This window comes from Stenotrophomonas sp. YJH_SMC_25 (assembly GCF_059369595.1).
This window is the reverse complement of record NZ_JCAFSV010000001.1, coordinates 465987-491843: the sequence shown is the minus strand read 5'-3', so window position 1 is coordinate 491843 and position 25857 is coordinate 465987. Positions and strand designations below refer to the sequence as shown.

The following is a 25857-nucleotide window of genomic DNA, read 5'->3' as shown; positions in this document are numbered from 1 at the left end:
TCAGCGGACCGGCATGCCCGGCTGCGCGCCGCTGTCGGCGTCCAGCAACGCCAGCGCACCGCCGTCGAAGCCGGCCGACAGGATCATGCCTTCGCTCAGGCCGAAGCGCATCTTGCGCGGGGCCAGGTTGGCGATGAACACCACGCTGCGGCCGACCAGCTTCTCCGGCTCGCCGTAGCTGCCACGGATACCGGAGAAGATCTGGCGCTTGCCCAGTTCACCTGCATCCAGCTCGAAGCGCAGCAGCTTGTCCGATCCTTCCACGAACTCGCAGACCAGCACCTTGCCGATGCGCAGGTCGAGCTTGGCGAAATCGTCGATGCCGATGTAGGCCGGCGCGTCGGCGCTCTTTGCTTCGTCCTTGGCCGGGGCCGGGGCGGCCGGCTTGGCGGCGGGGGCAGCGGCAGCCGCCGGCTGCAGGGTGTCCTTGGAGGCGTCGATCATGGCGTCAATCTTCTTCGGGTCGATACGGGTGAACAGCGGGGTGTAGTCGGTGATGCGGTGGCCCAGCAGCGGCTGTGCCAGTTCGGTCCAGTCGTTCACCGGCGCGGCCAGGAAGGCTTCGGCCTGCGCGGCGGTGGCCGGCAGCACCGGCTTCAGGGCGGTGACCAGCACGCGGAACAGGTTCAGGCCCTGGCTGCACACGGCCTGCAGCTGCGCGTCGGCGCCTTCCTGCTTGGCGATGACCCACGGCTTGACGTCGTCGATGTAGCGGTTGGCTTCGTCGGCCAGGGCCATGGTCAGGCGGATCGCCGCGGCCGGGTCGTTGCGCTCGTAGGCTTCACGGATCGGCGCCAGGCCGTCGACGAGGCGCTGGTACTGCGCCGCATCGGGCAGCTGCGCGGCCAGCTGGCCGTCGAAACGCTTGCTGATGAAGCCGGCGCAGCGGCTGGCCAGGTTGACGAACTTGCCGACCAGGTCGGCGTTGACGCGGGCGATGAAGTCACCCAGGTTCAGGTCGAGATCGTCGACGCCACCGCCGGACTTGGCGGCGTAGTAGTAGCGCAGTGCTTCCGGTTCCAGGCCGGCATCGAGGAAGGTACGCGCCATCACGAAGGTGCCGCGCGACTTGCTCATCTTGGCGCCGTCCACGGTCAGGTAGCCGTTGACGTGCAGGCGGGTCGGCGCGCGGTGGCCGGTACCGTGCAGCACCGCCGGCCAGAACAGGCCGTGGAAGTTGACGATGTCCTTGCCGATGAAGTGGTGCAGCTCGGTGGCGGTACCGGCGCGCAGGTGCGCCTCGAAGTCCTCGCCGATCCTGCCGCACAGGGTCTGGAAGCTGGACAGGTAGCCGATCGGCGCATCCAGCCAGACGTAGAAGTACTTGCCCGGCTGGCCAGGAATCTGGAAACCGAAGTACGGCGCATCGCGCGAGATGTCCCACGCGCGCAGGCCACCTTCGGCATTGAGCCACTCACCCAGCTTGGCCTTCACGCCCGGCAGGGCGACGTCGCCGGCCAGCCATTCGCGCAGGAACGCGTCGAAGTGGCCCACCTCGAAGAAGAAGTGCTCCGAATCGCGCATTTCCGGCGTGGCACCGGAGATGACCGAACGCGGTTCCTTCAGATCGGTCGGCGCATAGGTAGCGCCACACACTTCGCAGTTGTCGCCGTACTGGTCGGGGCTGCCGCAGTTCGGGCAGATGCCCTTGACGTAGCGGTCGGGCAGGAACATGCCCTTGGCCGGGTCGTAGAACTGCGCCACCGAACGGCGGCTGATGTGGCCTGCCGCTTCCAGCTTCAGGTAGAACTGCTCGGTCAGCGCCTTGTTGGCCGCCGAATTGGTCGAGTCGTAGTGGTCGAATGCCACGCCGAAGGCGGCGAAGTCACGTTCGTGGCTGGCCTGGATGTTGGCGATGAAGGTCTCCGGGGTGACCCCGGCCTTTTCCGCGGCCAGCATGATCGGCGTGCCATGGGTATCGTCGGCGCAGACGAACCAGGCCTTGCCGCCACTCATTCGCCGCGCACGCACCCAGATGTCGGCCTGGATGTAGCCGACCAGGTGGCCCAGGTGCAGCGGGCCGTTGGCGTAGGGCAGGGCGGTGGTGACGAGCGCGGTACGGGTCATGGTCGCGGGGTGAAGCCGAGGGGAACCGCAGAGTATCGCATGCCCGCAACGAGGTGACCCGGCCGGGGCCGGGTCACGGGGATGAAGCGGGGGCCGGGGCGCTTATTCGCGCTGCCAGGTCTGCGCGCGGCAGATGAAGGCGATGCAGCCGGACACGTCCAGCCTGGTGCCGCCGGGCTGGAGTTCCATCTTCGACTTGTAGGTCTTGCCATTGGCCGGATCGAGGATGGTGCCACCGGACCACTTGTTGGCGCCGTCGGCCTTCAGGTTCCAGAGGATGGTCATGCCCTTCACCGGCTTGTTCCTGTTGGCGCCTTCACAGCCGTCACAGACCGGGTTGGGGCCCTTGTCCGAGTGCAGGATGTCGACCACCTTGCCGGTCAGGGTGCCGTTGGCGGCCTGGGTGATCTCGACGATCGACTTCACCTTGCCGGTCTTGTCGTCGATGGTCTTCCAGCGGCCGGCGGCGCCATCGGCGGCCTGCGCCGAGAGCGCGGCCAGGCACAGCGGCAGTGCCAGCAGCAGGGTCTTGAAGGTCTTGCGCATGGTCCCCTCCCAGGGTTCATTCCGGCACGATGCCGGTACGGGTCGACTGTATACCCATTCGGCGGGGTATGGGGAAGGGGGGCTTTGCAGGGCTGCGCCCTGCACCCGCGGTAGTGCCGGCCGCTGGCCGGCAACCTCAAAAGCAAAGACGGCTATCCGTGGGATGGCGGGGTGGGTCCGGTTGCGGGGGGCGCTGCAAGTCCCCCTCCGGGGCCCGGCCCAGCCGCTGGCGGCTGTGCGTTCGGGCGCTTGCGAAGCAGTGCTTCGCAAGCAAAGCGCCCTCACCCATGTAAGCTCGGTCGCCGCTTGCTCGTGGGCGCAGTCCTGCGCACACGGCAAGACCGGGGTTGGGCGTCCTGCCCAACCCGCCCGAGGCATGCCTCGGGCCCATGCGGCTCACGCCCCCGCAACCGGACCCACCCCGCCTTCGACAGGTCTCCGCGATCTGTTGGAATGCCACGGCCTGCTCTTGGTGGGTGTCGACCTTGGTCGACACGTAGATCCACGCCATGCGTGGATGGGCCTCCGCGATTGAAAATCGCTCACGCGATCTCGTACAGCTCCAGCGGCAGGTCGTCGGGGTCGGCGAAGAAGGTGAAGCGTCGGCCGGTGTATTCGTCCACGCGGATCGGTTCGCAGGCGACACCATGCGCGGCCAGGCGCTGGATGAAGGGTTCCAGTGCAGCCACCCGGAACGCGAGGTGGCGCAGACCCTGGGCCTCCGGGCGGCTGGGACGGGGCGGCGGCGAGGGGAAGGAGAACAGTTCCAGCTGGCCGCCGTCGGGCAGGGCCAGATCGAGCTTCCAGGAATCGCGTGCGGCGCGGTGGTTCTCGGCCAGCACGCGCAGGCCGAGGATGCGCACGTAGAAGTCCTTCGAGCGGGCGTAGTCGCTGCAGATCAGTGCGGCGTGGTGGATGCCCAGCAGGGCGTCGGAACCGGGGGTCATTGCAGGGTGTCCAGCCAGCGCTGGGCGATCTTCTGCGCCAGCGGATAGGGTTCGGGGTCGTTGCGGTTGGTCAGCACGATCACGGTCAGGTGCTTCTCCGGGTGGCGCACGATCACGTTGCGGAAGCCGATGCTCTCGCCGCTGTGCCATTGCACCGGGCCGTTCAGGCGCCAGCCGAAGCCGTAGTGCGGCACATCCGGTTCGGGCGTCGGTGTGGCGGGGCTGAACATCGCCCGGCGCGAAGCCTTCGACAGCAGGCGGTCGTCGTACAGCGCCGCATCCCAGCGGGCCAGGTCGTCCAGCGAGGAGTAGATCCCGCCGTCTCCCAGTACAGCGCTGGTAGTGCTCTGGTCGGTGCGCTGCCAGCGGCCATCGATCCTGCTGTAGCCATAGGCGCGTGTGGCGACCGTGTCCACGCCGTCCTGGTGGGCCACGGTATGCGCCATGCCCAGCGGGCGGAAGATGCGTTGTTGCAGGAAGGCGGCGAAATTCTGGCCGGATGCGCGGCCCACGATCAGTGCCAGCAGTGCATAGCCGCTGTTGCTGTAGCGGTACTGCGTGCCCGGCGCGAAGTTCAGCCGGTCCTGGCGCGACAGCAGGGCCAGCACATCGGCATCGTGTACCTGCCGCGTGTCTGCCGGGTCCATCAGGTCTTCGTAGTCGAGCAGGCCGCTGGTATGCGAGAGCAGGTGGCGGAGGGTGATGCCCGCTGCAGCCGGTGGCAGCTCGGGCAGCCACTGCCGGGCCGGCTGGTCCAGCCCGAGCCGGCCGTCTTCCACCAGCAGCAGCACCGCCGCGGCGGTGAACTGCTTGCTGACCGAGGCCAGCCGGAAGTTGCTGGCGGCTGTGACCGGGGTGCCGTCTTCGACCACCGCAAGGCCGTAGCCACGGCGGAACACCGGCTGCCCGTCATGCAGCACCAGCACTGCGGCGCCGGGCACCTGGCCATCGTAGGCCTGCATCAGGCCGTCGATACCGGCATCCGGTGGGGTCAGCACCGGTGCGGCGGCGCCCGCCAGAGGCAGCAGGCCCAGCACGGCGGCGAACAGGGCGACGGCAGGGCGCATGGTGGCTCCGGAAGCGTCAGGGCGAAAGTGTGGGCGCAGCGCTGGCCGGCTGTGCCATCCAGCGCTCCATCTTGCGGTCCAGCACGTCCAGAGGCATCGAGCCGTCTTTCAGCAGTTCTGCATGGAAGCGGCGCAGATCGAAGGCTGCGCCCTGGCGTGCCTTGGCCTTGTCGCGCAGGGCAACGATGGTGGTCATGCCGGCGACGTTCGACAGTGCCTGGCCGGGCTGGGCCATGATCCGCTCGACTTCGGCGTTGGCGTCATCGCTGCTCATGTCCACCGTCTTCTGCAGGTAGGCCACGGCCTGCTGCTTGCTCCAGCCCTGTGCATTGACGCCGGTGTCGGCGACAACGCGTGCGGCGCGCAGCAGGCGCGAGTACAGGTAGCCGATGCGGTCGTAGGGATCGGTGTAGGCGCCGAGATCTTCGCCCAGCGTTTCGGCGTACAGGCCCCAGCCTTCGACGAAGGCGAGATCGCCACCGAGGCGACGGAAGCGCGGCAGCTTGGCCAGCTCCTGCTGCAGGCCCAGTTGCACGTGATGGCCGGGAATCGCTTCATGCAGGTACTGCACCGGCACGCTCCAGCGCTTGCGGCTGGGCAGGTCGCGGGTGTTGATGTACAGCACGCCGGGCTGCCCGGGCGGCGACGGCTGGTAGGCGGCAGCGGCGGCGGTCAGCGCCCGTTCCGGTTCCACCGCGCGTACTTCCAGCGCGGACTTCGGCAGCGTATCGAGCACCTGCGGCAGGCGCGCGTTGACCTGCTGCTGCACCTGGCGGTAGCGGCTGATCAGTGCATTGGCATCGCTGTACTGGAACTGGCGATCGTTGCGCATGCTGCGCAGCAGCTTTGCCGGCGTGCCACGCAGCTTGGCGTCCTTCATCACCGTGGCGATCTGTGCCTGCAGTTCCTGCACGCGTTGCTCGCCCAGCGCGTGCAGCTGCGCGGCGGTCTGGTCGCTGGCGGTGGTCTGCACGATCAGGTTGGCGTACCAGGCCTGGCCGTCGGGCAGCGCGCCCATGCCGCTGCTGGCGCGCGTGGCCGGCAGGTACTCGGTGGCGATGAAGCCGCGCAGGGCGCGGTAGGCGGGCATGATGCGCAGTTCGATCATGCGCTTGTACTCGGCACTGATGCGCGTCTTGTCTTCGGCCGCAATCGTGTTCGGCATGGTGCGGATCGGCGACCAGAAGATGCTCTCTTCAGCGGTCGGCTTGATCACCGCATCCAGCTGCGGCAGCACCTTCTCCATCAGGTCGCGCGGCTGCACCACGCCGGCCTTCATGCCCTGGCGCATGTTGTCGATGGCCTGGTCGAACAGTTCGGGAATGCCGAGCGAGCGGCGCGACCAGGTGTCGTAGTCCTGCACGGTGTTGAACGGCTGCGCGCCGGCGCCGGAGCCGAGGATCGCCATGATGCTGCCGATGTTGTAGTACTGGCTGATCGGCATCATCCAGCTCGGGTAGCGCTCGGCAGCCAGCGAGGCGCGCGCGTCACGTACGAAGATCTCGTAACTGAGCAGGTCCTGGCCCTGCAGGCCATCGCTGCCGAGTTTTTCGACCTTGCCCAGCCACTGCGTGGTGAAGTCGTGCGACTGCTGGCGCCAGGCGGCGGACAGGATGTTGGGCAGCTGGTCGTTGTAGCGCGGTTCGCCCTGGAACGTGGCCTGCAGCGGGTTCAACCGCATCGAGGCATCCCAGTACTCGTCGTACAGCCGTTCCAGCTGCACCTGCTTGGGCACGGCACGGGCCGGAGCGACCGGACGCGGCGCAGCGCGGCGCGCCGAACTGCCACGGGCCGGTGCGGTGGCACGGGCGGGCCTGGCCTTGGGCTTGGCGGCCTGGCGGGTCTGCGCAGCGGCAGGGCGGCTGGCCTTCTTCTTCGCTGCTTCGGCCGACGGCACGGCACTGAACAGGAACAACGCGGCAATGGCAGCGGCCAGGACGCGGGGGGAATACGGCATCAAGAAGCTTCCGTGGAACACAGATCGTGGAGCTTGCACGATCCGCGCGCGTACGGCCAGCGTGAAGACGCAGTCAGCTTGGTGGCGCTGGGGCTTCAGTCAGCCGCAGCGGCGGCGCGCAGTGCCGCCGCGCGATCGGCGCCCAGATAGCGGGTGATGGCACGCCGCATCAGGTACAGCAACGGAATCAGGGCGACCGCAAAGCCCATCTTGTACACGTAGTTGACACTGGCGACCGCAAGGAACAGCGAGGTCGGCCAGTGCTGCGGGCCCAGCACGAAGGCGATCCAGATCACCACGAAGCTGTCCACCACCTGCGAGATCGCAGTCGATCCGGTCGCACGCAGCCACACGTGGCGTTCACCGGTGGCTTGGCGGATGCGGTGGAACACCGCCACGTCGATCAGCTGGCCAAGCAGGAAGGCCACCAGCGAACCGGCGATGGTCCACATGCCCTGGCCGAACACGGCTGCGAACGCGGCCTGGTAGTCGGGCACACCGTGGCCATCCATCGACGTGACCCACCAGCTGGCCGGCGCCAGCGAAATGGCCGCGAAGGCGAACAGGAAGCCGTAGCCGATCAGCACCACCGCCAGCCACGAGATGAAGCGCACGCCGCGCTTGCCGAAAAACTCGTTGATGGTGTCGGTCATGATGAACACCACCGGCCACAGCAGGGTACCGGCGGTGAAGCTGAGCGAGCCGGTCTGGCCGAACAGGTTCCAGTTCAGCGGGGCGATGCCCAGGGTGTCTTCCAGCGCGAAGATCTTCACCCCGATCAGCTCGGCCAGCACCGCATTGCCGCAGAAGAACGCGGCCAGCACGATGAACAGCAGGACCGCGCGGTCCTGCAGCGGGCGCTCGATCGGCGCCGGGGTCATTCGGTGCGTTCGCCGGTGCGTTCGCCGGCGCGGGTGAATGGCACGCTGGACGGTGCGACGGCGCCGCCGGAAATGATGAAGCTCATGGCCTGGTCGACGGTCCAGTCAGTCGGGGTCAGCAGTTCCACCGGCACGATTTCCAGGTAGCCCGAGGTCGGGTTCGGCGTGGTCGGTACATACACCGCGGCCAGCTCACGGTCGGTGCCGTGTTCCTTGATCACGCGGGTGACCAGTCCGACCGATTTCATGTCGCGGTGCGGGAAGTCGATCAGCACCACGCGCTGGGTGCTGCCCGGTTCGGTCTGCAGCATGTCCAGCAGCTTCTTTGCGCTGTCGTAGATGATGCTGGCCAGCGGAATGCGCTTGATGACCGCGCCCACCCAGCGCAGCAGGCGCTGGCCGAGCACGCGGCGGCTGGCCACGCCCACCGCCAGGATCACCAGCAGGGTGGCCAGCAGGGCGATGGTGTCCTGGATCCATTCGGCGCGGACCCAGCCGAGGTAGTGCGGAAAGCTTGTCGCGATCTGCTCGGACAGCGGTACCACCAGCGGGCTGGAAATGCCCGACAGCAGCACGAACACGAACTTGACCACGACCCAGGTCAGCCAGATCGGCAGCAGGGTCAGCAGGCCGGTCAGGAACAGGCGCTGCAGGGAGGGGCGGGGGACCAGGGCGGGGGCTTCGAGCGACATATGCGCATTGTAGCGGTCACTGCCGGTCGATTACGCTGGTGGATCGACTGCGGCAACGAGCCATGGAAGGGAAGCTGTGTTGAAGATTCTGCGCGGACTGGGCTGGACCCTGGCGGGCCTGCTGCTGTTGACCATCGTGGTGTGGTGCGCCTCACGCATGTGGCCGGTGCCGGAATCGCGGTTGCAGGCGCAGCAACGGCTGGAAGCGCGGCTGCCGGCGAGCGGGCGCAACGGTTATGCCCTGTTGTGGACGCTGCCGTTCGACGATCTGGATGCCCGCCAGCGCGAGCAGGCGTTGGCCGAGGACGTGCGCCGTTGGGAGGCCGACCTGCGGGGCAGCAGCGGCGGCCAGACACACCTGGTGGCCAACCATGCCGAGCTGCGCTCGCGGCCCGGTGCCAGTTGCGGGCCGGCCGCCCGCGGCTGCCTCGCCCAGGTCCGCGCGGACCCGCAACGCTTCGTGGAGGCCCATGCCGGGCACCAGCAGTTGCATGCGCGGCTGGATCAGCTCGCCGAAGCAGACTACTTCGTATCGCCGTTCCAGCCGAAGGGCGAGGGCATCCTGGTGCCGATGCCGACCTACGGGCTGGTGGTCGATGCCACCAGCGCACGCGCGCTGGCGTTCGTACAGGGTGACATCGACGGTGCCCTGCGCGGCAGCTGCCGGGGAGTGCAGCTGGGCCGGCGGCTGGTGCCCGGTGGCGGCTATCTGGTCGAAAGCATCATCGGCGCCAGCCTGGTACAGGCCAACGCGCAGCTGCTGGCCGACATGCTGGTCGAACTGCCTGCCGATCACCCGCTGCCGGCCGAATGCGAACAGGCCATGCAGCCGATGCGGGCCGACGAGCAGAGCCTGTGCCGTGCGATGCAGGGCGAGTATGCGATGAACCAGGTGGCGATCGAGACCTCGGCGCGGGAATTCGGCGGCGCGCTGGTACTGGACCGCAGCAGCACCCTGGCCCGTGCGGCTGGCAATCTCGGTTGGGCCTGTGGCGCGACGGCGACCGCTGCGCTGGAGGCGGACCGTCCGTTGCCGGTGCCGGCGCCGCCGCAGCGTGACTTTGGTTGCCTGTCGAACGTCATGGGTTGCCTGTTGACCGACATTGCGGGTCCGGTCTATCCGTCCTATTCGTCGCGCACCCAGGACGCCGCGGCGATGCTGCGCCTGCTGGGTGCACAGCGCTGGCTGCGGCAGCAGCCGGGGGATCCGGTGGATGCCCTGCAGCGGTTGCCGGCGCAGTTCGCCTCGCCGGTGCGGGTGCCGCGCTTGTCGGCGGATGGCCGCCATCTGCAGGTGCCGCGCCGCTCGCCGTCCCGCAGCAACGACGAAAGCCCGTGGCTGTCGGTGCCGCTGCAGGCGGAGCCAGCTTCGACTGCGTTGGCGCGCGATTGAGGCGCGCTCAGCGCGCGTGCGGCTTCAGGCGCAGGTACACCTGCTTGCGGACCTGTGCGACCACTTCGCCGCTTTCATCGATCACGTCGTTGCTGAACCAGCGCAGCACCTTCTCGCCACTGGCCGCTTCGGCGCGCAGTTCATCCAGCAGCGCGTCGTCGATGCGGAACGACGTCCGCACGATGCCACGGCCCGGCTTGAGGAAGTCGATGGCGCCGGCGCGGTCCCACACGTAGTAGTCGCGGCCGAGGATGTGCAGCAGGCCGAGCATCCAGAACGGATCGGTCATCGCGAACAGGCTGCCGCCGAAGTGGGTGCCGACGTAGTTGCGGTTCCATGGCCGCAGGCGCAGCTCGACATCAATCTGCCGGTAGTCGGGGGTGATGCGGGTGACGTGGATGCCGGTGAACAGGAAGGGCGGCCAGAGGTTGATGCCGAAGCGGAACAGACGGGCGTTCATGCGGATCCGGGGGCGCTGGGCGAGGTGTCCAGTCTAACCATTCGCATGCGTATGTTGCACCCGGTGGCACCGGTCACGCGCCGCCGTCGATCACATACCCGTCGCGTCCATTCGCTTTGGCCTGGTACAGCGCGGTGTCGGCCCCTTCGACGAAATGATGCGGTTGCAGCTCGCCTTCCGGTACCCGGGTAAACACGCCGATGGTGAGCGTCACCCGATCGTCGCTGCCGTCACCGTGTACCGGCAACGCACGTACGCAGTCGATCAGGTCCTGGATGACAAGCCGCGCGCCTTCGGCCGGGGTATCGGGCAGTACCAGTGCGAATTCATCGCCACCGTAACGCGCGGCCATGTCGCGCGGCCGCCGCGCATGCGCGCCGATCAACCGGGCGACGTCCCGCAGCACGCGGTCGCCGACCTGGTGGCCATGGCGGTCGTTGTGGCGCTTGAAGTGGTCGACGTCGATCAGCGCCAGGCTCAGCGGCTTGCCGTTGCGTCGTGCGGCGTCGCATTCCTGCTGCAACGCCTGTTCGAAACGCAGGCGATTGCCAAGGCCGGTCAGTGCGTCGCGGTTGGCCTGCCGGTGCCAGGCCGAAATCCGCCAGGTCGCCCAGGCCAGCAGGACCAGCAGGACGCCCAGCAGGGCGGTGGCTGGCGCCCACCAGAGGTTGCTGGTGCGCAACAGCAACCAGCTCAGCAGAGGGGCAAGCGGCAGCGAACACAGCGCCGCCAGCCACGGCAGGCGCAGGCCGAGCAGGATCACGCACAGCGCCACCAGCACCGCGCTGATGGTGTGCTGCCAGAAGCGGGGCAGCACCTCGATCTGCTTGTGCCGCAGCAGCATCGAGGCGATGTTGGCCTGGTACTCGCTGCCGCTCATCCAGAACTCGCGGGTGGTCGGGGTCAGCAGGCGCGGTGCGATGCCGCTGGCGGTCATGCCGACGATGATGCGGCGGCCATGCAGCATCGCCATGTCCACGTGGCCATCGAGTACGTCTGCGTAGGAAACCTGCGGCAACTGCTCGGGAGGTCCGGCATAGCGCACCCGCACGTAGTCGTTGCGCCGCCATTGATAAGGCGAGCCCACCTCGGGATCAGGGTCGGGCAGTCCGCGCACCGCGCCCGCAGGCAGGCCGGTCAGGGCCAGCCCGAGCGCCGGCCAATGCGCCTTGCCGATGCCCGCATGCAGGTAGATGCCGCGGGCGACGCCGTCGCTGTCCACCTCAACGTCGGTGTGGCCGATGGCGGCGGCACTGGCCGCGATCTGCGGAACCGGCAGCATTTCCTCGGCCATGCGATCACCGGCTGCCGGTGCGGCCAGCACCGGCAGCACCACCCGGCCATTGCGACGGATGGCCGCGGCCAGCGCCTCATCCTGGCGGCTGTCGCGGCGGTCTGGCTCGGACAGCATCAGATCCAGCGCGACCCGTTCGGCACCGGCATCGGTCAGGCGATCCAGCAACCGGGCGTGGACCGAGCGCGGCCACGGCCATTGGCCGATGCGTTGCAGGCTGCCTTCGTCGATGGCCACGATCAGCACGCTCGGGTCGGGTCGATAGTCCCAGTTGCCGACCATCGCGTCGTAGGTGGCCTCGTCCTGCCGCCACAGCCATTGGCCCTGGCTGGCGACGAGGGTCAGTATCCCGGCCAGCATGGCCAGCAGGACCCGCTTCGACCACGGCAGCGGCGAACGCCTCACAACAGCAGCCACAGCAGCAGGGCACCGCCGCCGGTGCCATAGCAGAGGCGACACGGCAGGGCGATCTTCTGGGCAGGCGAGAACTCGCCGGCATGGCCGTCATCGTCGATGTACTGCACGCGCACATGCAGGGTGCCGCGCCACGGACGCTTGAAGCTGACCTGCGGTTCGGCCACGGTTTCGTCGACCAGGGGTGCCTTGAAGTCGCCGCGGCGGTCGACCTGCACGCGATAGCGCTGGCCTTCGCTGCCGGCCTGCCAACGCAGGGTCAGTTCACCGTGCGCGGCCTCGGGCGGTTGCAGCGCAGGATCCACCGGCTCGTTGCTCAGCTGCAGTGGCAGGGCCTGGCCATAGCGCCCCTGGTGCCCATCGGCACTGCGGGAGGCGATCCGCCAGAAGTAGTGACCCGGCGGCAATGGCTGCGCCAGGCGCAGGTCGGTGCCGGTGCTGGTCTGTTCCTGCAGTGGCTGTACGAAGCTGGAATCAGCCGCGATCTGCAGCACGCTGCTGCGCGCACCGGGGGCTTGGCTCCAGCGGAAACGCGGGCGGTCGCTGTTGATTGTCTGTCCATGCAGCGGGGCCAGGGTCAGCGGCGGTGGAGGCTGGTCGCTGAGTTCGAAGTCGGCACTGGCGTCGATGCCTTCCACGCCCTGCGCATCGACCGCGCGCAGCAGGATGCGCAGCTGGCCCGGCGGCAGATCGCCGATGGCCAGGCGGGTATCGGGGGTGGTGGCAGCGAACAGCAGGATCTCCGGCGTGGCTGCCTCCACCACTTCAACGCGGTAATGCGCGGCGCCGGCGACCGGAGTCCATGCCAGCAGCGTCGGCAACGGGGCCAGGCGCAGTTCATCGTTGCGCAGCTGCGGTGCCGGCAGCAGTACGGAGACTGCGTCCGGAGCGGCGTCTGCGCTGGCGCTGCGGGTGGCCTGTCCGGGCTGGACCATGCGCTGGCCATGGGCGTTGCCGACCTGTACCTTGCCCTGCAGGACCTCGGTGGCCGCGACATCACGACCGTCGCCGGCACTGACCCGGAAGACGGTGCCGCGTACGCTGCTGGTGGCGGTGGGCGCATCGATGATGTAACGCGATGCCGGGCCGCGCGCGGGCGTCACCCGATTGCTGGCGCGGCCCTGCTGCAGGCGCAGGCGGGTGTCGACCATGCCGGTGTGGCCGTAGCGGCTGAGCTGGTCCAGGCGCAGGCGCGAGTACTCACGCAGCTGCAGGCGCGACGCATCGGCAAATTCCAGCGTGACGCTGGATTCGCCCTCGGTCTGCACGGTGTCTCCGATATGCAGTTGCTCGCCGGCCTGGATGGCGCGGCTGGCGCTGCCGTCTCCACTGGACAGTTCGACCTTGCCGCGGACCGAGAGCACCCGCGCCGGTGCCGGTTCGATGCGCAGCCAGCTGATGGGGAAACGCAGCAGCTGGCCGGGCGGCAGCCGGTAGGGGTTGTCGATTCGGTTGTGCTGCTGGAGCTGTTGCCAGCGCACCGAGGGTTTCAGATACACGCCACCCAGATCCCACAGGGTGTCGCCGGGGCGGACCCGGTAGTTCCAGTCCTGCGCGGCGGCGATGGCCGGCAGCAGAAGCAGGGCACAGAGCAGGGCGCCCTGGAAGCGCATGGCAAACAACAGCGAGCGGACGAAGGTCACAGTTTTGCAATCCCGGCAATGCGGGGGTGCAGCTGCAAGACCCCATGGCCCCGACCTCATCCCCCCGAACGGATCGTGGCGGCCGTACGGCCGCCATCGTGCGCATTATTGCCCGCGTCCAGTGCAGGGATTCTGAACGAACCCGGCTTCCGTTCAGAACAGCAGGGAGGCCATCCTTCGGCGGTACTGGCCGACCAGGTCCTCGTCGGAGATCACATTGAAGGCATCGATCAGCGCCTTGCGCGGCAGGCCTTCCTCGAAACTCCGGTCGATCCGCAGCATTTCCAGGAACTGCGCCAGCGCGGCTTCGTCATGGCCGCCGAGCAGCAGCTGCACGCCGCGCAGGTGGCGGGCCTTGAGGTCATTGCCGTTGGCGGCGATGCGCGCGTCCAGCACCTCGGCGGCCGGGGCGTCCTTCAGGGCGGCGGCAAAGGACAGCCGGGCGCGGGCGCGCACGGCGCGGTCGTCGGTGGCCAGGTTGGCGGGCAGGCCGTCGATCAGCGTACCGGCTTCGTCCACGCCGCCGATCTGCAGCAGGGCCAGGGCCAGGTCGAGCTTCAGCTCGTCCTTGTCCGGCTCGGCGGCGATCTGCGCACGCAGTACGTCCACCTGTGCCTGCGGATCCAACGGCGCTTCGTCCTCGGCGGCAGTGTCGCCGACGTCGGCCGGCACGATGCCGTGCTGGGCCAGGAACTCACGCAGCTGGCCTTCCGGGATGGCGCCGGGGAAACCGTCCACCAGCTGGCCGCCCTTGACCAGGAACACGGTGGGCACCGAGCGGATCTGGAAGGCGGCGGCAATCTGCTGTTCCTTGTCGACATCGACCTTGGCCAGCTCGAAGGCACCGTTGTATTCGGCGGCCAGTTTTTCCAGCATCGGGCCCAGGGTCTTGCAGGGGCCGCACCACGTGGCCCAGAAGTCGACCAGCACCGGCGTCTGCAGCGACTTCTGCAGGACTTCGGCCTCGAAGGTCGCAGTGGTGGCGTCGAATACGTAGGTCGTCTCGGTCATGGGGGAGGCATCGATTGGCATCTGGAGACCGATTCTATGGTGACGATCGATGCCAGTCTCAACCCGGACTGCGGCAAATGCCCGACAATGCGTCGTTCCCGCCGCCGTTGCTCCTGGAGCCCGCATGACCTCCCCGTCTTCCCTGTTGCGTCTGTCCGGCCCCGCCGCCGCACTGCTGTTCGTGCTGGCGGTGCTGGGCTTCGGCGCCGGCCTGGAAGGTTATGCACAGGCGCGGCACCCGGTGGCCCTGCTGGGCGCACACGGCGTGCCGCACGCGTTGGCCTTCAATCTGCTGGGCTTCGTACTGCCGGGCCTGTTGGCGGTGGTCGTGGCCGAGTGCCTGCGCCGACAGCTGCCGGCCAGTGCTGGCTGGGCGCCGCGGGTGGGCAGCCAGATGCTGTTGCTGGGCGGACTGGCCTTCACCGCGATGGGCTTGATGCCGCTGGATGTGGACGATCTGCACGGGCCGGCCAGCCAGCTGCACGCCAGTGCCTGGATGATCTGGGTGCTGGGCTTCGTCGCCGGCACCCTGTTGCTGGGCATCTCGCAGCTGCGCCAGACGCACGGCCGCGCCCTGGGCGGGGTGGCGCTCGCCTGTGGCGCGCTGGCAGCGCTGGCTGCCTTTGCGCTGCAGGGCGTGCTGCCGGCGCCGCTGGCACAACGGCTTGCATTCGCCTGCTGGGCGGTCTGGCTGGCGCTGGCCCTGCCTCTGTCGCGACCGCGCTGAGACCGGCTCCGGGCGCTGGCGGCGCCGGCGGTCGGCGGGCAGGATTGGAGACGTTTGCCGCACTGCGGTACGCTGTACCGCTTTGCCGCCGCATCCGCGTGTTCCATGACCAGCGCTGAAACCAACGCCTACGACCCGCAGCAGGTTGAATCCGCCGCCCAGAAGTACTGGGACGCCACCCGGGCCTTCGAAGTCGACGAGACTTCGGACAAGCCGAAGTACTACTGCCTGTCGATGCTTCCGTACCCGTCCGGTGCGCTGCACATGGGCCACGTGCGCAATTACACCATCGGCGACGTGATCAGCCGCTACAAGCGCATGACCGGGCACAACGTGCTGCAGCCGATGGGCTGGGACGCGTTCGGCCTGCCTGCGGAGAACGCGGCAATCAAGAACAAGACCGCACCGGCGGCCTGGACCTACAAGAACATCGAGCACATGCGTGGCCAGTTCAAGGCCATGGGCTATGCGGTGGACTGGTCGCGCGAATTCGCCACCTGCCGCCCGGACTACTATGTCCACGAACAGCGCATGTTCACGCGCCTGATGCGCAAGGGCCTGGCCTACCGCCGCAATGCGGTGGTGAACTGGGATCCGGTCGACCAGACCGTGCTGGCCAACGAGCAGGTCATCGATGGCCGTGGTTGGCGTTCCGGTGCGCTGGTCGAGAAGCGCGAGATCCCGCAGTGGTTCCTGCGCATCACCGATTACGCCCAGGAACTGCTGGACGGCCTGGATGAACTGGACGGCTGGCCGGATTCGGTCAAGACCATGCAGCGCAACTGGATCGGCCGCTCCGAGGGCCTGGAAATCCAGTTCGACGTGCGTGATGTCGACGGCACTGCGCTGGATCCGCTGCGCGTGTTCACCACCCGTCCGGATACCGTGATGGGCGTGACCTTCGTGTCGATCGCCGCCGAACATCCGCTGGCCCTGCATGCGGCGAAGAACAACCCGGAACTGGCTGCGCTGCTGTCGGAAATGAAGCAGGGTGGCGTGTCCGAGGCCGAGCTGGAAACCCAGGAAAAGCGCGGCATGGACACCGGCCTGCGTGCCATCCATCCGGTCACCGGCGAAAAGGTGCCGGTGTGGGTCGCCAACTTCGTGCTGATGGGCTACGGCACCGGTGCGGTGATGGCTGTTCCGGGCCACGACCAGCGCGACAATGAAGTGGCAAACAAGTACGGCCTGCCGATCAAGCAGGTGATCGCGCTGAAGGATCCGCGCAACGACGACGAGCGCACCTGGGATGGTGCCCGCTGGCAGGACTGGTACAGCGACAAGAACCGTGCCTTCGAGCTGGTCAACTCGGCCGAATTCGATGGGCTGGATTTCCAGGGCGCCTTCGAAGCCCTGGCCGAACGCTTCGAGCGCAAGGCCCAGGGCCAGCGCCGCGTCAACTATCGCCTGCGCGACTGGGGCGTGAGCCGCCAGCGCTACTGGGGTTGCCCGATTCCGGTGATCTACTGCGACAAGTGTGGTGCGGTGCCGGTGCCGGAAGAGCAGCTGCCGGTGGTGCTGCCGGAGGACGTGGCGTTCTCGGGGACTGGTTCGCCGATCAAGACCGATCCGGAATGGCGCAAGACCACCTGCCCGGAATGCGGCGGCGCGGCCGAGCGCGAGACCGACACCTTCGACACCTTCATGGAGTCGAGCTGGTACTACGCCCGCTACACCTCGCCGGGTGCCCGTGATGCGGTCGACAAGCGCGGCAATTACTGGTTGCCGGTCGACCAGTACATCGGCGGCATCGAGCACGCGATCCTGCACCTGATGTATTTCCGCTTCTACCACAAGCTGCTGCGCGACGCGCGGATGGTGGACAGCAACGAACCGGCACGCAACCTGCTGTGCCAGGGCATGGTGATCGCCGAGACCTACTACCGCCCGAACCCGGACGGCTCGAAGGACTGGATCAATCCGGCCGATGTGGAAGTGCAGCGCGACGAGCGCGGCCGCATCACTGGCGCCACGCTGATCGCCGACGGCCAGCCGGTGGTGGTCGGTGGCACTGAAAAGATGTCCAAGTCGAAGAACAACGGCGTGGACCCGCAGGCGATGGTCGACAAGTACGGTGCCGACACCGTGCGCCTGTTCTCGATGTTCGCCGCCCCGCCGGAACAGTCGCTGGAGTGGAACGAAGCCGGCGTGGACGGCATGGCGCGCTTCCTGCGCCGCCTGTGGGCCCAGGTGCAGAAGCACGCCGCCGACGGTGCCGCCCCGGCGCTGGACGTGGCCGCGCTGGACGCCAACCAGAAGGCACTGCGTCGCAAGACCCACGAGACCATCGGCAAGGTCGGTGACGACTATGGCCGTCGCCACAGCTTCAACACCGCCATCGCGGCGGTGATGGAACTGATGAACGCGCTGGCCAAGTTCGAGGACGGCAGCGAGCAGGGCCGTGCGGTGCGCCAGGAAGCGCTGCAGGCCATCGTGCTGCTGCTGAACCCGATCACCCCGCATGCCAGCCACGCCCTGTGGCAGGTGCTGGGCCATGGCGAGACGCTGCTGGAAGACCAGCCGTTCCCGCAGGCCGACGCCGGTGCGCTGGTGCGCGACGCGCTGACCCTTGCCGTGCAGGTCAACGGCAAGCTGCGTGGCACCATCGAGGTGGCCGCCGACGCTGCACGCGAGCAGGTCGAAGCACTGGCTCTGGCCGAGCCGAATGCGGCCAAGTTCATGGAAGGCCTGACCGTGCGCAAGATCATCATCGTGCCGGGCAAGATCGTGAACATCGTCGCTGCCTGATGCATCCTTGGGCCGGTCACCCACGCGGTGGCCGGTACCTTCCCGGTGCGGGGCCATGCACTTGATGGCCCTGCATTCACGCGGCTTCGGGCAGGCTGTGTGTTGCCGTGATCGCCCGGCTCCGCCAGACTGTCTCCATGACCCGAATCCTGCTTGCCCTCGTTCTTGTCCTCGGCCTTGCCGGCTGCGGTTTCCATCTGCGCAACAAGCTGATGCTGCCGACCGACACGGCGCCGGTGAAGGTGGTCTCCACCGCGCCTTACAGCGAACTGGTCAAGCTGCTCAATCGCAGCCTGCTGGCATCCGGTGCCAAGCTGGCCGACGAGGACAGCAAGGGGCCCAGTACCCAGCTCCAGGTGCTGTCCGAACGCTGGGGCGACCTGCCGATCGCCATCGACTCGCAGGGCCGTGCGCAGGAGTACAGCCTGCGCTATGCGGTGATCTTCATCTTCCGTCGCGAGGATGGCAGCGAGCTGGTGCCGCAGCAGGTGATCGAACTGTCGCGCGACTACGTGTCGCCGCCGACCGACGCCACCGGTACCACCACCGAACGCGAAATCCTGGCCGATGAGCTGCGACGGGAAATGTCCGCGTCGATCATCCGCCGCATCGACAGCGTGGTGCGCGCCGAGATCGAGAAGGGCGGCAGCCTGACGGCGCCGAAGGCCAAGCCGATCGAAGGGGCGGAGCCGGCCGAGCCGGTCCCCGCAGCCAAGCACTGAGTCGCGACGATGGAACTGCGTCCGGAGCAGCTGGCCAGCCAGGGCGCTGACACCCCGCTGGCGCCGGTCTACCTGATTGCCGGCCCGGAAACCCTGCGCGTGCTTGAGGCGGCCGACGCCATCCGTGCACGCGCACGCGCCGCCGGCATTGCCGAGCGGGAAGTGTTCGACGCCGATGGGCGTGATTTCGACTGGAACCAGCTCGACGCCAGCTTCAACGCGCCCAGCCTGTTCAGTGCCCGCCGCCTGGTCGAGGTGCGCCTGCCCAGCGGCAAGCCGGGCAAGGACGGGGCCGAGGTGATCAGCCAGTTCTGCGCCAACCCGGCGCCGGACGTGGTGCTGATGATTACCGCCAACGAATGGAGCAAGGCCCACCAGGGCAAGTGGGCCGAGGCAGTCAATCGCATCGGCGTGCTGTCGGTGGCGTGGGCGATCAAGCCGCACGAACTGCCGGACTGGATCGAGCGCCGCCTGCGTGGCAAGGGCCTGCGTGCCGATCCGGCCGCCGTGCAGCGCCTGGCCGAGCGGGTCGAGGGCAACCTGCTGGCCGCTGCGCAGGAAATCGACAAGCTGGCGTTGCTGGCCGACGGCCAGCCGCTGGACGTGGAACGGATGGAATCGCTGGTGGCCGACGCCGCCCGCTATGACGTTTTCCGGCTGCTGGAAGCCACGTTCTCCGGCCAGCCGCCGGCGGTGCTGCGCATGCTGGCGGGCCTGCGTGGCGAAGGCGAGGCGGTGGCCGCACTGATGCCAATGGTGATCCGCGAGCTGTTGGCTGGTGCCGGCCTGGCCCGGGTACAGGCGCGTGGCGGCAATCTGGCCGCCGAAATGAAATCGCGCGGCATCTGGGAATCGCGGCAAGCGCCCTACAAGCGTGCGCTGCAGCGGCACCCCGAGGGCAAGCGCTGGGAGCGTTTCGTGGCCGAGGCCGGACTGGTCGACCGCATCGCCAAGGGGCGCGCCGACGGTGATGCCTGGCTGGCGCTGGAGCGCCTGCTGGTGGCCGTGGCCGAACCGCGTGCCGTGCGCCTGCTGGCGCGGGCCTGAATGATGAGCCTGCGGATCTATTACGGGGGCACCTTCGATCCGGTGCACCTCGGGCACCTCGCCATCGCGCGTGCTGCCCGTGACGAACTGCAGGTCGCTGTACGCATGCTGCCGGCGGCTGATCCGCCGCATCGCGCGGTGCCGGGCGCAACCGCTGACCAGCGCTTCACCATGCTCTCGCTGGCCATCGGCGATGAGCCTGGCCTGCTGCTGGACCATCGTGAACTGGACCGCGCCATACGCTTTCCCGGCCGCCCGTCCTACACCGTCGACACCCTGCGCGAACTGCGCGGCGAGCTGGGCCCCAGCCGGCCATTGGCCTGGCTGGTCGGGGCCGACAGCCTGCTGGGCCTGACCCGCTGGCATGAATGGGAGGCACTGTTCGGGCTGGCCCATTTCGTGGTGGCCGAGCGCCCGGGCAGCCCCCTTCAGGCCTCGGTGGATGGCGAACTTGGCCGCGCCCTGGAAGGCCGCTGGGCCGACAACGAGCAGGCCCTGTTCGCCAGTCCGGCCGGGCGCATCCTGCGCCTGCATCATCCGCTGCGCGAGGAATCGGCCAGTGCCGTGCGTGCGCAGATCGCCGCCGGCGGCCCCTGGCGGGCGTTGCTGCCGCCGGCCGTGGCCGACTATGTGGCCGCCCATGGCCTGTACCGCTCCCCTACGCCGTGAATGCCGCCGCCCCGGCTTGCCCGTATAATCGCCCCCACGTTTATCGAGTCGATCCACTTTGAGCAACCAGACCCAGCCCCAGACCATCAAGGTCGATCTGCCCAGCCCGCCGCCGTCCGTGCCGGAACTGCTGGCCAGCGTCCGCCAAGCCACCGAAGACCTGAAGGCCAAGGACCTGGTCGAGATCGATGTGCGCGGCCGGTCCAGCGTTGCCGACTACATGATCGTCGTTTCGGGCACCTCGACCCGCCACGTCAAGTCGATCGCCGATGAAGTCGTGCGCTTTGCCAAGAATCTCGACGTGATGCCGCTGGGTGTTGAAGGCGAGCGCGAAGCCGAGTGGGTGCTGGTCGACCTGGGCGACGTGATCGTGCATGTGATGCTGCCGCGCGTGCGTGAGTTCTATGCCCTGGAGCGCCTGTGGACCGTTGGCGACCAGCCGCCGTCCAGCGACGACGAAGTGGCCTGAGCCGCACGTTGATGCATCCCTTCGACGGCGCCGATGGCGCCGTCGACGTTTTGGAGGACCGTTGATGAAAGCCCGCCTGATTGCTACCGGCGAACGCGCACCCAGCTGGGTGGCGCAGGGCTTCGCCGAGTACCAGAAGCGGCTGTCGCACTGGCTGCCGTTCGATCTGGTGGAAATCGAGCCCGGCCTGCGCGGCAAGGGCCGCGATGCGCGCCGCGCCACCGAAGACGAAGGCAGGCGCGTGATCGCCGCACTGCCGAAGAATGCCTATGTGGTGGCGCTGGATGTGCCGGGCCGCCAGCTCAGTTCCGAACAGCTGGCGCAGCGGCTGGAGCATTGGCGTGGGCAGGGCAGGGACCTTGCCTTCCTGATCGGTGGCCCGGAAGGGCATTCGCCGGAAGTTTCCGCGCTGGCCGACGAAAAGTGGTCGATTGGACCATTGACGCTGCCGCACATGCTGGTACGCCTGGTGGTGGCCGAGCAGTTGTACCGGGCCGCCGCAATGATTGCGAATCACCCCTACCATCGCGCGTGAAGAGTGGTTATACTAGTCGTCTGCCCGAATAGCTCAGCCGGTTAGAGCACTTGACTGTTAATCAGGGGGTCGTTGGTTCGAGTCCAACTTCGGGCGCCACCTTGAAGAGACCTGCATCGCAAGATGCAGGTCTTTTTTTTGCGTTGTTGTAGAGCCGAGCCCGCGCTCGACTCTACAGTGCCAGCTCACCTCTGGAGAACGCCACCAGCGTAGCGATGGCCACCACCAGAATGGCGCCGAACAACACCCATTCCCAACGCGTGAATACCTGCTCACCGCGTTGCAGCCGGGTCAGTGCGAACACCACCACGCCGGGCACATACAGCAGCACCGACAGCAGCAGGTTGTCGAGGCCTCCTGCATACACCAGCCACAACGCGTAGGCACTGGCCAGCAGCGCCACAGCGAAGTCACGCCAGCGCACGCCCGGTTCACCCGCATAGGCGTCCCCGCGCCACGCCAGCTGCACGCCGAACGCGGTGGACAGGAAGTAGGGCACCAGGCTCATCGAGGCCGCCAGCAGCACCAGGCCCGTGTAGCTGCCGGAGTTGACCAGCACCAGCAGCAGGAACAGCTGGATCAAGCCATTGCTCAGCCACAGCGCGTTGGCGGGCACGGCGCGCGCATTCTCGCGTCCCAGGAAGGCCGGCATGGTGCCGTCGCCTGCAGCGGCGTACAGCACTTCGGCACACAGCAGCACCCAGGCCAGCAGCGCGCCGAGTACCGAAATGATCGAGCCGACGATGATCACCGTCGCGCCCCACTCGCCAACGATGGCGCGCAGCACATAAGCCATCGACGGATTGGGCAACCCCGCCAGTTCGGCCTGCGACAGCACGCCCATCGACAGCAGGCTGACCAGCACCAGCAGCAGCCAGACGCCGAGGAAGCCGATCACCGTGGCGCGGCCGACATCGGCGCGACGGGCCGCGCGCCGCGAGTAGATGCTGGCGCCTTCGATGCCGATGAATACCCACACGGTCACCAGCATCATGCCGCGCAGCTGCTGGCCGAGGTCGCCGAGCGCGGGCGCGCCCAGGAAATCGGCACGGAACACATCCATGCGGAAGGCGCCGGCGGCCAGGATCAGGAACAGCGTGATAGGCAGCAGCTTGGCCACCGTCACCAGCCCGTTGACGATGGCGGCGGTGCGCAGGCCGCGCAGCACCAGCAGGTGCACGGTCCAGAGAAGTAGCGACGAAGCGGCCACGGCGGCCGGGGTATTGCCTTCACCGAAGACCGGCATGAAGTGGCCGAGACCACTGAAGATCAGCACGAAGAAGCTGGCGTTGCCGAGCACCGAGGCAACCCAGTAGCCCCACGCAGCGGAGAAGCCGATGTAGTTGCCGAAGCCTTCGCGCGCGTATGCGTAGATGCCGGTATCGAGATCCGGCCGGCGGTTGGCCAGGGCCTGGAACACGAAGGCCAGCATCAGCATGCCGGCGCCGCTGACCGCCCAGCCGAGCAGCGCCGCCGCCGGACCGGCGCTGTGCGCTACGTTCTGCGGCAATGAAAAGATGCCGGCACCGACCATCGAGCCGACCACCAGTGCGGTCAACGCGGGCAGCCCGAGGCGTTGTGATGTCACGGCCATGATGTCCCCTGCGGCGCTGATGCCGCTGACCCACGGTAGCGGTGTGCCCGTGAACATGCACGCAAGGGGCCGCAACGACGAAGGCCCGGGCAGATGCCCGGGCCTTCGACGGTGGTGCGTTGAACGGTATTACTTGAAGGTGTACTTGGCGCCGACAGTGAAGTAACGGCCGATGGCGCCGCTGAAGTGCATCGGGTTGTAGTTCACGCCGCCATAGGTCAGCGGATCCAGCGGAGCGATGCGATCGAACACGTTTTCGACCGAAGCGCTCAGCTCGAACTCGTCGGTAACAGCCCAACGGCCGGACAGATCGAAGGTGGTGAACGAGGAGATCTTCTTCACCGGCGTGCCGTCGAAGTAGAAGAACTGGTACTTGCCGCCACGCTTGTCGGTGTTGTCCATGCTGGAGATGTAATTGGCAACGCCGCTCACGCTCCAAGGACCCTGTTTCCAGGTGGTACCGAAGTTGATGCGATCCTTCGGCGTACCGATGCAGTTGGTCACGTCGCAGTTGCCGTGCGTGCCCAGGAAGTCATCGGTGCTGCCACCGCTGGTGCGCTCGAATTTCAGCAGGTGGCTCCACTGCAGATCCATCTCCAGCTGGCCCGGGCCGATGTCGAAGGTCTGGCGGATGTCGGTGTCGATGCCGCGAACGCGCGAGGAGCTGGCGTTGATGTAGGCGGTATTGACGGCCAGGATGCTGCCGGTGCCTGCGACGCCGTTGAGCAGGTTGTTGTCGCGCAGGACATTGCCGGCACGGATCGCGTCATCGGTATCGCCCTGGGCGATCTCGTTGGTGCGCTTGATTTCCCAGGCATCGACGGTCAGCGAGGTGGAGCTGGTGGGCTGCAATACGATGCCCACCGAGTAGCTCTTCGACTCTTCCGGCTTCAGGTCCTTGTTCGGACGGGTGATGATCGCAACCGACTGCGAGCCGCAGTCGTCCGGCGAAGCACCCGGGGCCGGGTTTTCACCGTCCGGGCAACGGATCGGATCCGAGGCCGTGGAGAAGGCGGCCAGGCCACCGTCTCCGTTCTCGGCCGGGTTCGGTGCACGGAAGCCTTCGGCGTAGCTGGCGCGCAAGGCGATCCAGTCGGCCGGCGTCCACTTCACGCCCAGCTTCGGCGTGGCCTTGCCTTCACCGCTTTCATACTTGTCGTAGCGCAGTGCAGCGGACAGTTCCAACTGCTCCAGCACCGGTGCCGACAGTTCGACGTAACCGGCGTACACGTTCTGCGTGCCGTCATAGGCCGAGTAGCCCAGGCCGATGATGTCACCCGTGTCGGTGTAGGTCTGCGGGGTCAGGCTGTTGCTGGTCTTGCGCCATTCGGTACCGATCGCCAGGCCCAGCGGCCCCCCCTTCAGATCCATCAGGCTGCGCGACACGGTGAAGTCGAACATGTCCAGGCTGGACTTGGCGCGTGCGCTGATCTTCGGCGAGATGTAGTCGTACAGTGCCTTGGAGTTCAGGTTGGCATTGTCACCGATGCGCCACACGCCACCGGCACAGTTCGCGTCGCCCAGCGCGCACTTCACGGCGCTGTAGCGCAGGAAGCCGGTGCGCTCGTTGACCAGGTCGGTGCCCGAATGCAGGTAGGCGGTGTCATAACTCCAGTCGCCCCAGTTGCCCTTGACGCCGACCAGGAAGCGGTTGAACTCGTTGGTGTTGTCGGTCACGCGCGGGCCGACATCCCAGGCGCTGTAGCGCAGGCGCAACGGGCCGTTGCCCAGGCCGGCAGGCCGGTCAGGATGATTCGGGCCGAGCACCACGGCACCGTCGCCGCTGTTGGCGTTCACCGGGCCACCCGGGTAGCCCCAGCCGCCGGAAACACCGGACGGCGTGTTGCTGAAGGTGGTCTCCTTCTTCGAGTAGCCGATCTCGGTGTAGATCTCGCCGCCCTCGCCGAAGGCGAAGCTGGCACGTCCGAACACGTTGACGTACTTCTCTTCCGGCGAAATGTCGCGGTACAGCTGCGCCGGATCCCACAGGCAGCCCTGCGCGGCCACCGAAGCATCGGTCTGGCCACCAATGGTGGTCAGGCCCTGGCAGCCCGGCAGCGGTACCAGCGTCGCCGGATTGGTCTCGGTGACATTGCGGTCGTCATACACCGAACCGTTCGGTCCGACACCGCCACGGGTCCTGCCGCTGAGGAAGGCGCCGCCCAAGAACTGTGCATTGTTGCCGTAGCCCCACTGGCGGGTGTCGCCGGTGCCGATCCACTTGCGGTTCTTGCGGTCGCTGATCTTGATCGCGTCGCTCTTGCCGACGTCCAGGCTGAAGAAGGCGTTCCAGCCGTCGGTGGCCATGTCGCCGGTACCGGCGGTCAGGGTCGCCTTGCGGGTATCGCCGTCGCCGTCGCCGGAGACGCCATAGGAGCCACGCAGGATGGCGCCCTGGAAATCACTGCGCAGGATGATGTTGACCACGCCGGCGATGGCATCGGAGCCATAGATCGCCGAGGCGCCGTCCTTCAGCACTTCCACGCGTTCAACGGCGTCGAGGGGGATGGTGCTCAGGTCGGTGAAGACCTTCTGGCCATCATCGGCCAGGCCATAGGTCGCCATGCGGCGGCCGTTCAACAGGACCAGGGTCGAGCCCGCGCCAAGACCGCGCAGGGAGATGCCGGCGCCACCGCCGGCGAAGCCGTTGCCGAATGATTTGGGAATCGAGCCGGCGCCGTTGGCGGTGATGGTCTGCAGGTATTCGGCGACCGTGGTCTTGCCGGTGCGGTCGATTTCCTGGCGGGTCACCACCTGCACCGGGGACGGTGTTTCGGTGTTGGTGCGCGGAATGTTCGAACCGGTAACCGTGATGCGGTCCAGGTTGGTGGCCTTCTCCTGCGCGAAGGCGGAGGTGGAAGCCACGGCGCCAACCAGCAGCAATGTGCCGCCGGTAAGGATGTGGGTGATGGACGATGCCAGGGTGCAGCGGCGGCGGCTGGCGGGCCGTTGGATCAGGTGTTTCACAGCTTCT

At 67.5% G+C, this 25857-nt stretch carries 21 protein-coding genes and 1 tRNA gene; 9 read left to right on the top strand and 13 right to left on the bottom strand.

The features are described from left to right. The 7 genes from metG to AC5P7E_RS02295 form a co-directional block, all read right to left on the bottom strand. Nucleotides 1-2067: a methionine--tRNA ligase gene (gene metG / locus AC5P7E_RS02325; protein WP_114618680.1), complete on the bottom strand. Its 2067-nt coding sequence runs from the start codon at nt 2065-2067 to the stop codon at nt 1-3. A 102-nt stretch (nt 2068-2169) separates the two neighbouring features. After that, nucleotides 2170-2613, bottom strand: a complete 444-nt coding sequence (locus AC5P7E_RS02320; protein ID WP_005410552.1) for a DUF2147 domain-containing protein — start codon at nt 2611-2613, stop codon at nt 2170-2172. Between the two features lie 542 nt (nt 2614-3155). Next, nucleotides 3156-3560: an SMU1112c/YaeR family gloxylase I-like metalloprotein gene (gloA2, locus tag AC5P7E_RS02315; protein ID WP_005410551.1), complete on the bottom strand. Its 405-nt coding sequence runs from the start codon at nt 3558-3560 to the stop codon at nt 3156-3158. Beyond that, nucleotides 3557-4627 carry a serine hydrolase domain-containing protein gene (locus tag AC5P7E_RS02310; protein ID WP_114618681.1) on the bottom strand — a complete coding sequence of 357 codons (1071 nt, stop codon included), beginning with the start codon at nt 4625-4627 and terminating at the stop codon, nt 3557-3559. The genes gloA2 and AC5P7E_RS02310 overlap by 4 nt, the downstream gene beginning before the upstream one ends. A 16-nt stretch (nt 4628-4643) precedes the next feature. After that, nucleotides 4644-6584: a DUF885 domain-containing protein gene (locus AC5P7E_RS02305; RefSeq protein ID WP_114618682.1), complete on the bottom strand. Its 1941-nt coding sequence runs from the start codon at nt 6582-6584 to the stop codon at nt 4644-4646. 95 nt (nt 6585-6679) lie between these two features. Next, nucleotides 6680-7465 carry a queuosine precursor transporter gene (locus tag AC5P7E_RS02300; protein ID WP_012480937.1) on the bottom strand — a complete coding sequence of 262 codons (786 nt, stop codon included), beginning with the start codon at nt 7463-7465 and terminating at the stop codon, nt 6680-6682. Then, the gene (locus tag AC5P7E_RS02295) at nt 7462-8157 is read right to left on the bottom strand and encodes a DUF502 domain-containing protein (RefSeq protein WP_005414135.1); all 696 of its coding nucleotides are present in this window, start codon (nt 8155-8157) and stop codon (nt 7462-7464) included. Before AC5P7E_RS02295 ends, AC5P7E_RS02300 begins: the two co-directional genes overlap by 4 nt. A 76-nt stretch (nt 8158-8233) precedes the next feature. On the opposite strand from AC5P7E_RS02295, the gene AC5P7E_RS02290 reads away from it, so the two are divergent. Next, entirely contained in the window at nt 8234-9550 is a 1317-nt protein-coding gene (locus AC5P7E_RS02290) for a hypothetical protein (protein WP_114618683.1), read from the top strand. Between the two features lie 7 nt (nt 9551-9557). On the opposite strand, the gene AC5P7E_RS02285 is transcribed toward AC5P7E_RS02290, so the two are convergent. The 4 genes from AC5P7E_RS02285 to trxA form a co-directional block, all read right to left on the bottom strand. Continuing rightward, the gene (locus tag AC5P7E_RS02285; protein WP_010482929.1) at nt 9558-10010 is read right to left on the bottom strand and encodes a DUF4442 domain-containing protein; all 453 of its coding nucleotides are present in this window, start codon (nt 10008-10010) and stop codon (nt 9558-9560) included. A 73-nt stretch (nt 10011-10083) separates the two neighbouring features. Next, nucleotides 10084-11709: a CHASE2 domain-containing protein gene (locus AC5P7E_RS02280; RefSeq protein WP_114618684.1), complete on the bottom strand. Its 1626-nt coding sequence runs from the start codon at nt 11707-11709 to the stop codon at nt 10084-10086. Then, nucleotides 11706-13361: a FecR family protein gene (locus AC5P7E_RS02275; RefSeq protein WP_114618685.1), complete on the bottom strand. Its 1656-nt coding sequence runs from the start codon at nt 13359-13361 to the stop codon at nt 11706-11708. The genes AC5P7E_RS02280 and AC5P7E_RS02275 overlap by 4 nt, the downstream gene beginning before the upstream one ends. Before the next feature lie 153 nt (nt 13362-13514). Further along, nucleotides 13515-14372 carry a thioredoxin gene (trxA, locus tag AC5P7E_RS02270; protein WP_005410542.1) on the bottom strand — a complete coding sequence of 286 codons (858 nt, stop codon included), beginning with the start codon at nt 14370-14372 and terminating at the stop codon, nt 13515-13517. Between the two features lie 124 nt (nt 14373-14496). On the opposite strand from trxA, the gene AC5P7E_RS02265 reads away from it, so the two are divergent. From AC5P7E_RS02265 to AC5P7E_RS02230, 8 genes are all read left to right on the top strand, one after another. Beyond that, the gene (locus AC5P7E_RS02265; RefSeq protein WP_114618686.1) at nt 14497-15099 is read left to right on the top strand and encodes a DUF998 domain-containing protein; all 603 of its coding nucleotides are present in this window, start codon (nt 14497-14499) and stop codon (nt 15097-15099) included. Nucleotides 15100-15204: 105 nt separating this feature from the next. Beyond that, nucleotides 15205-17847: a leucine--tRNA ligase gene (gene leuS / locus AC5P7E_RS02260; RefSeq protein WP_012480931.1), complete on the top strand. Its 2643-nt coding sequence runs from the start codon at nt 15205-15207 to the stop codon at nt 17845-17847. Between the two features lie 137 nt (nt 17848-17984). Next, on the top strand, nt 17985-18569 hold the full coding sequence (locus tag AC5P7E_RS02255; protein ID WP_005410539.1) for an LPS-assembly lipoprotein LptE: 585 nt from the start codon (nt 17985-17987) through the stop codon (nt 18567-18569). A gap of 9 nt (nt 18570-18578) precedes the next feature. Next, nucleotides 18579-19616, top strand: a complete 1038-nt coding sequence (gene holA, locus AC5P7E_RS02250; protein ID WP_005410538.1) for a DNA polymerase III subunit delta — start codon at nt 18579-18581, stop codon at nt 19614-19616. Then, complete coding sequence (gene nadD / locus AC5P7E_RS02245) at nt 19617-20285, top strand: nicotinate-nucleotide adenylyltransferase (RefSeq protein ID WP_005410537.1); 669 nt, start codon at nt 19617-19619, stop codon at nt 20283-20285. A gap of 58 nt (nt 20286-20343) precedes the next feature. Further along, the gene (rsfS, locus tag AC5P7E_RS02240; protein ID WP_005410536.1) at nt 20344-20754 is read left to right on the top strand and encodes a ribosome silencing factor; all 411 of its coding nucleotides are present in this window, start codon (nt 20344-20346) and stop codon (nt 20752-20754) included. Nucleotides 20755-20818: 64 nt separating this feature from the next. Continuing rightward, entirely contained in the window at nt 20819-21289 is a 471-nt protein-coding gene (gene rlmH / locus AC5P7E_RS02235) for a 23S rRNA (pseudouridine(1915)-N(3))-methyltransferase RlmH (protein ID WP_005414126.1), read from the top strand. 22 nt (nt 21290-21311) lie between these two features. Continuing rightward, nucleotides 21312-21388 (top strand) — tRNA-Asn (locus AC5P7E_RS02230). 73 nt (nt 21389-21461) lie between these two features. Here the strand turns inward: AC5P7E_RS02230 and AC5P7E_RS02225 are convergent. After that, nucleotides 21462-22883 carry a basic amino acid/polyamine antiporter gene (locus AC5P7E_RS02225; RefSeq protein ID WP_099472665.1) on the bottom strand — a complete coding sequence of 474 codons (1422 nt, stop codon included), beginning with the start codon at nt 22881-22883 and terminating at the stop codon, nt 21462-21464. A gap of 129 nt (nt 22884-23012) precedes the next feature. Beyond that, complete coding sequence (locus AC5P7E_RS02220) at nt 23013-25850, bottom strand: TonB-dependent receptor (RefSeq protein ID WP_005410533.1); 2838 nt, start codon at nt 25848-25850, stop codon at nt 23013-23015. Nucleotides 25851-25857 lie beyond the last annotated feature (7 nt).

Excerpts from the sequence above, each read along its gene's own strand:
- AC5P7E_RS02265 (WP_114618686.1), top strand. The coding sequence starts at position 14,497 with ATGACCTCCCCGTCTTCCCTGTTGCGTCTGTCCGGCCCCGCCGCCGCA.
- nadD (WP_005410537.1), top strand. The coding sequence starts at position 19,617 with ATGATGAGCCTGCGGATCTATTACGGGGGCACCTTCGATCCGGTGCAC.
- gloA2 (WP_005410551.1), bottom strand. The coding sequence starts at position 3,560 with ATGACCCCCGGTTCCGACGCCCTGCTGGGCATCCACCACGCCGCACTG.
- AC5P7E_RS02320 (WP_005410552.1), bottom strand. The coding sequence starts at position 2,613 with ATGCGCAAGACCTTCAAGACCCTGCTGCTGGCACTGCCGCTGTGCCTG.
- AC5P7E_RS02285 (WP_010482929.1), bottom strand. The coding sequence starts at position 10,010 with ATGAACGCCCGTCTGTTCCGCTTCGGCATCAACCTCTGGCCGCCCTTC.
- leuS (WP_012480931.1), top strand. The coding sequence starts at position 15,205 with ATGACCAGCGCTGAAACCAACGCCTACGACCCGCAGCAGGTTGAATCC.
- AC5P7E_RS02310 (WP_114618681.1), bottom strand. The coding sequence starts at position 4,627 with ATGCGCCCTGCCGTCGCCCTGTTCGCCGCCGTGCTGGGCCTGCTGCCT.
- AC5P7E_RS02255 (WP_005410539.1), top strand. The coding sequence starts at position 17,985 with ATGACCCGAATCCTGCTTGCCCTCGTTCTTGTCCTCGGCCTTGCCGGC.
- AC5P7E_RS02300 (WP_012480937.1), bottom strand. The coding sequence starts at position 7,465 with ATGACCCCGGCGCCGATCGAGCGCCCGCTGCAGGACCGCGCGGTCCTG.
- holA (WP_005410538.1), top strand. The coding sequence starts at position 18,579 with ATGGAACTGCGTCCGGAGCAGCTGGCCAGCCAGGGCGCTGACACCCCG.
- AC5P7E_RS02225 (WP_099472665.1), bottom strand. The coding sequence starts at position 22,883 with ATGGCCGTGACATCACAACGCCTCGGGCTGCCCGCGTTGACCGCACTG.
- AC5P7E_RS02305 (WP_114618682.1), bottom strand. The coding sequence starts at position 6,584 with ATGCCGTATTCCCCCCGCGTCCTGGCCGCTGCCATTGCCGCGTTGTTC.
- AC5P7E_RS02295 (WP_005414135.1), bottom strand. The coding sequence starts at position 8,157 with ATGTCGCTCGAAGCCCCCGCCCTGGTCCCCCGCCCCTCCCTGCAGCGC.
- trxA (WP_005410542.1), bottom strand. The coding sequence starts at position 14,372 with ATGACCGAGACGACCTACGTATTCGACGCCACCACTGCGACCTTCGAG.
- rlmH (WP_005414126.1), top strand. The coding sequence starts at position 20,819 with ATGAAAGCCCGCCTGATTGCTACCGGCGAACGCGCACCCAGCTGGGTG.
- metG (WP_114618680.1), bottom strand. The coding sequence starts at position 2,067 with ATGACCCGTACCGCGCTCGTCACCACCGCCCTGCCCTACGCCAACGGC.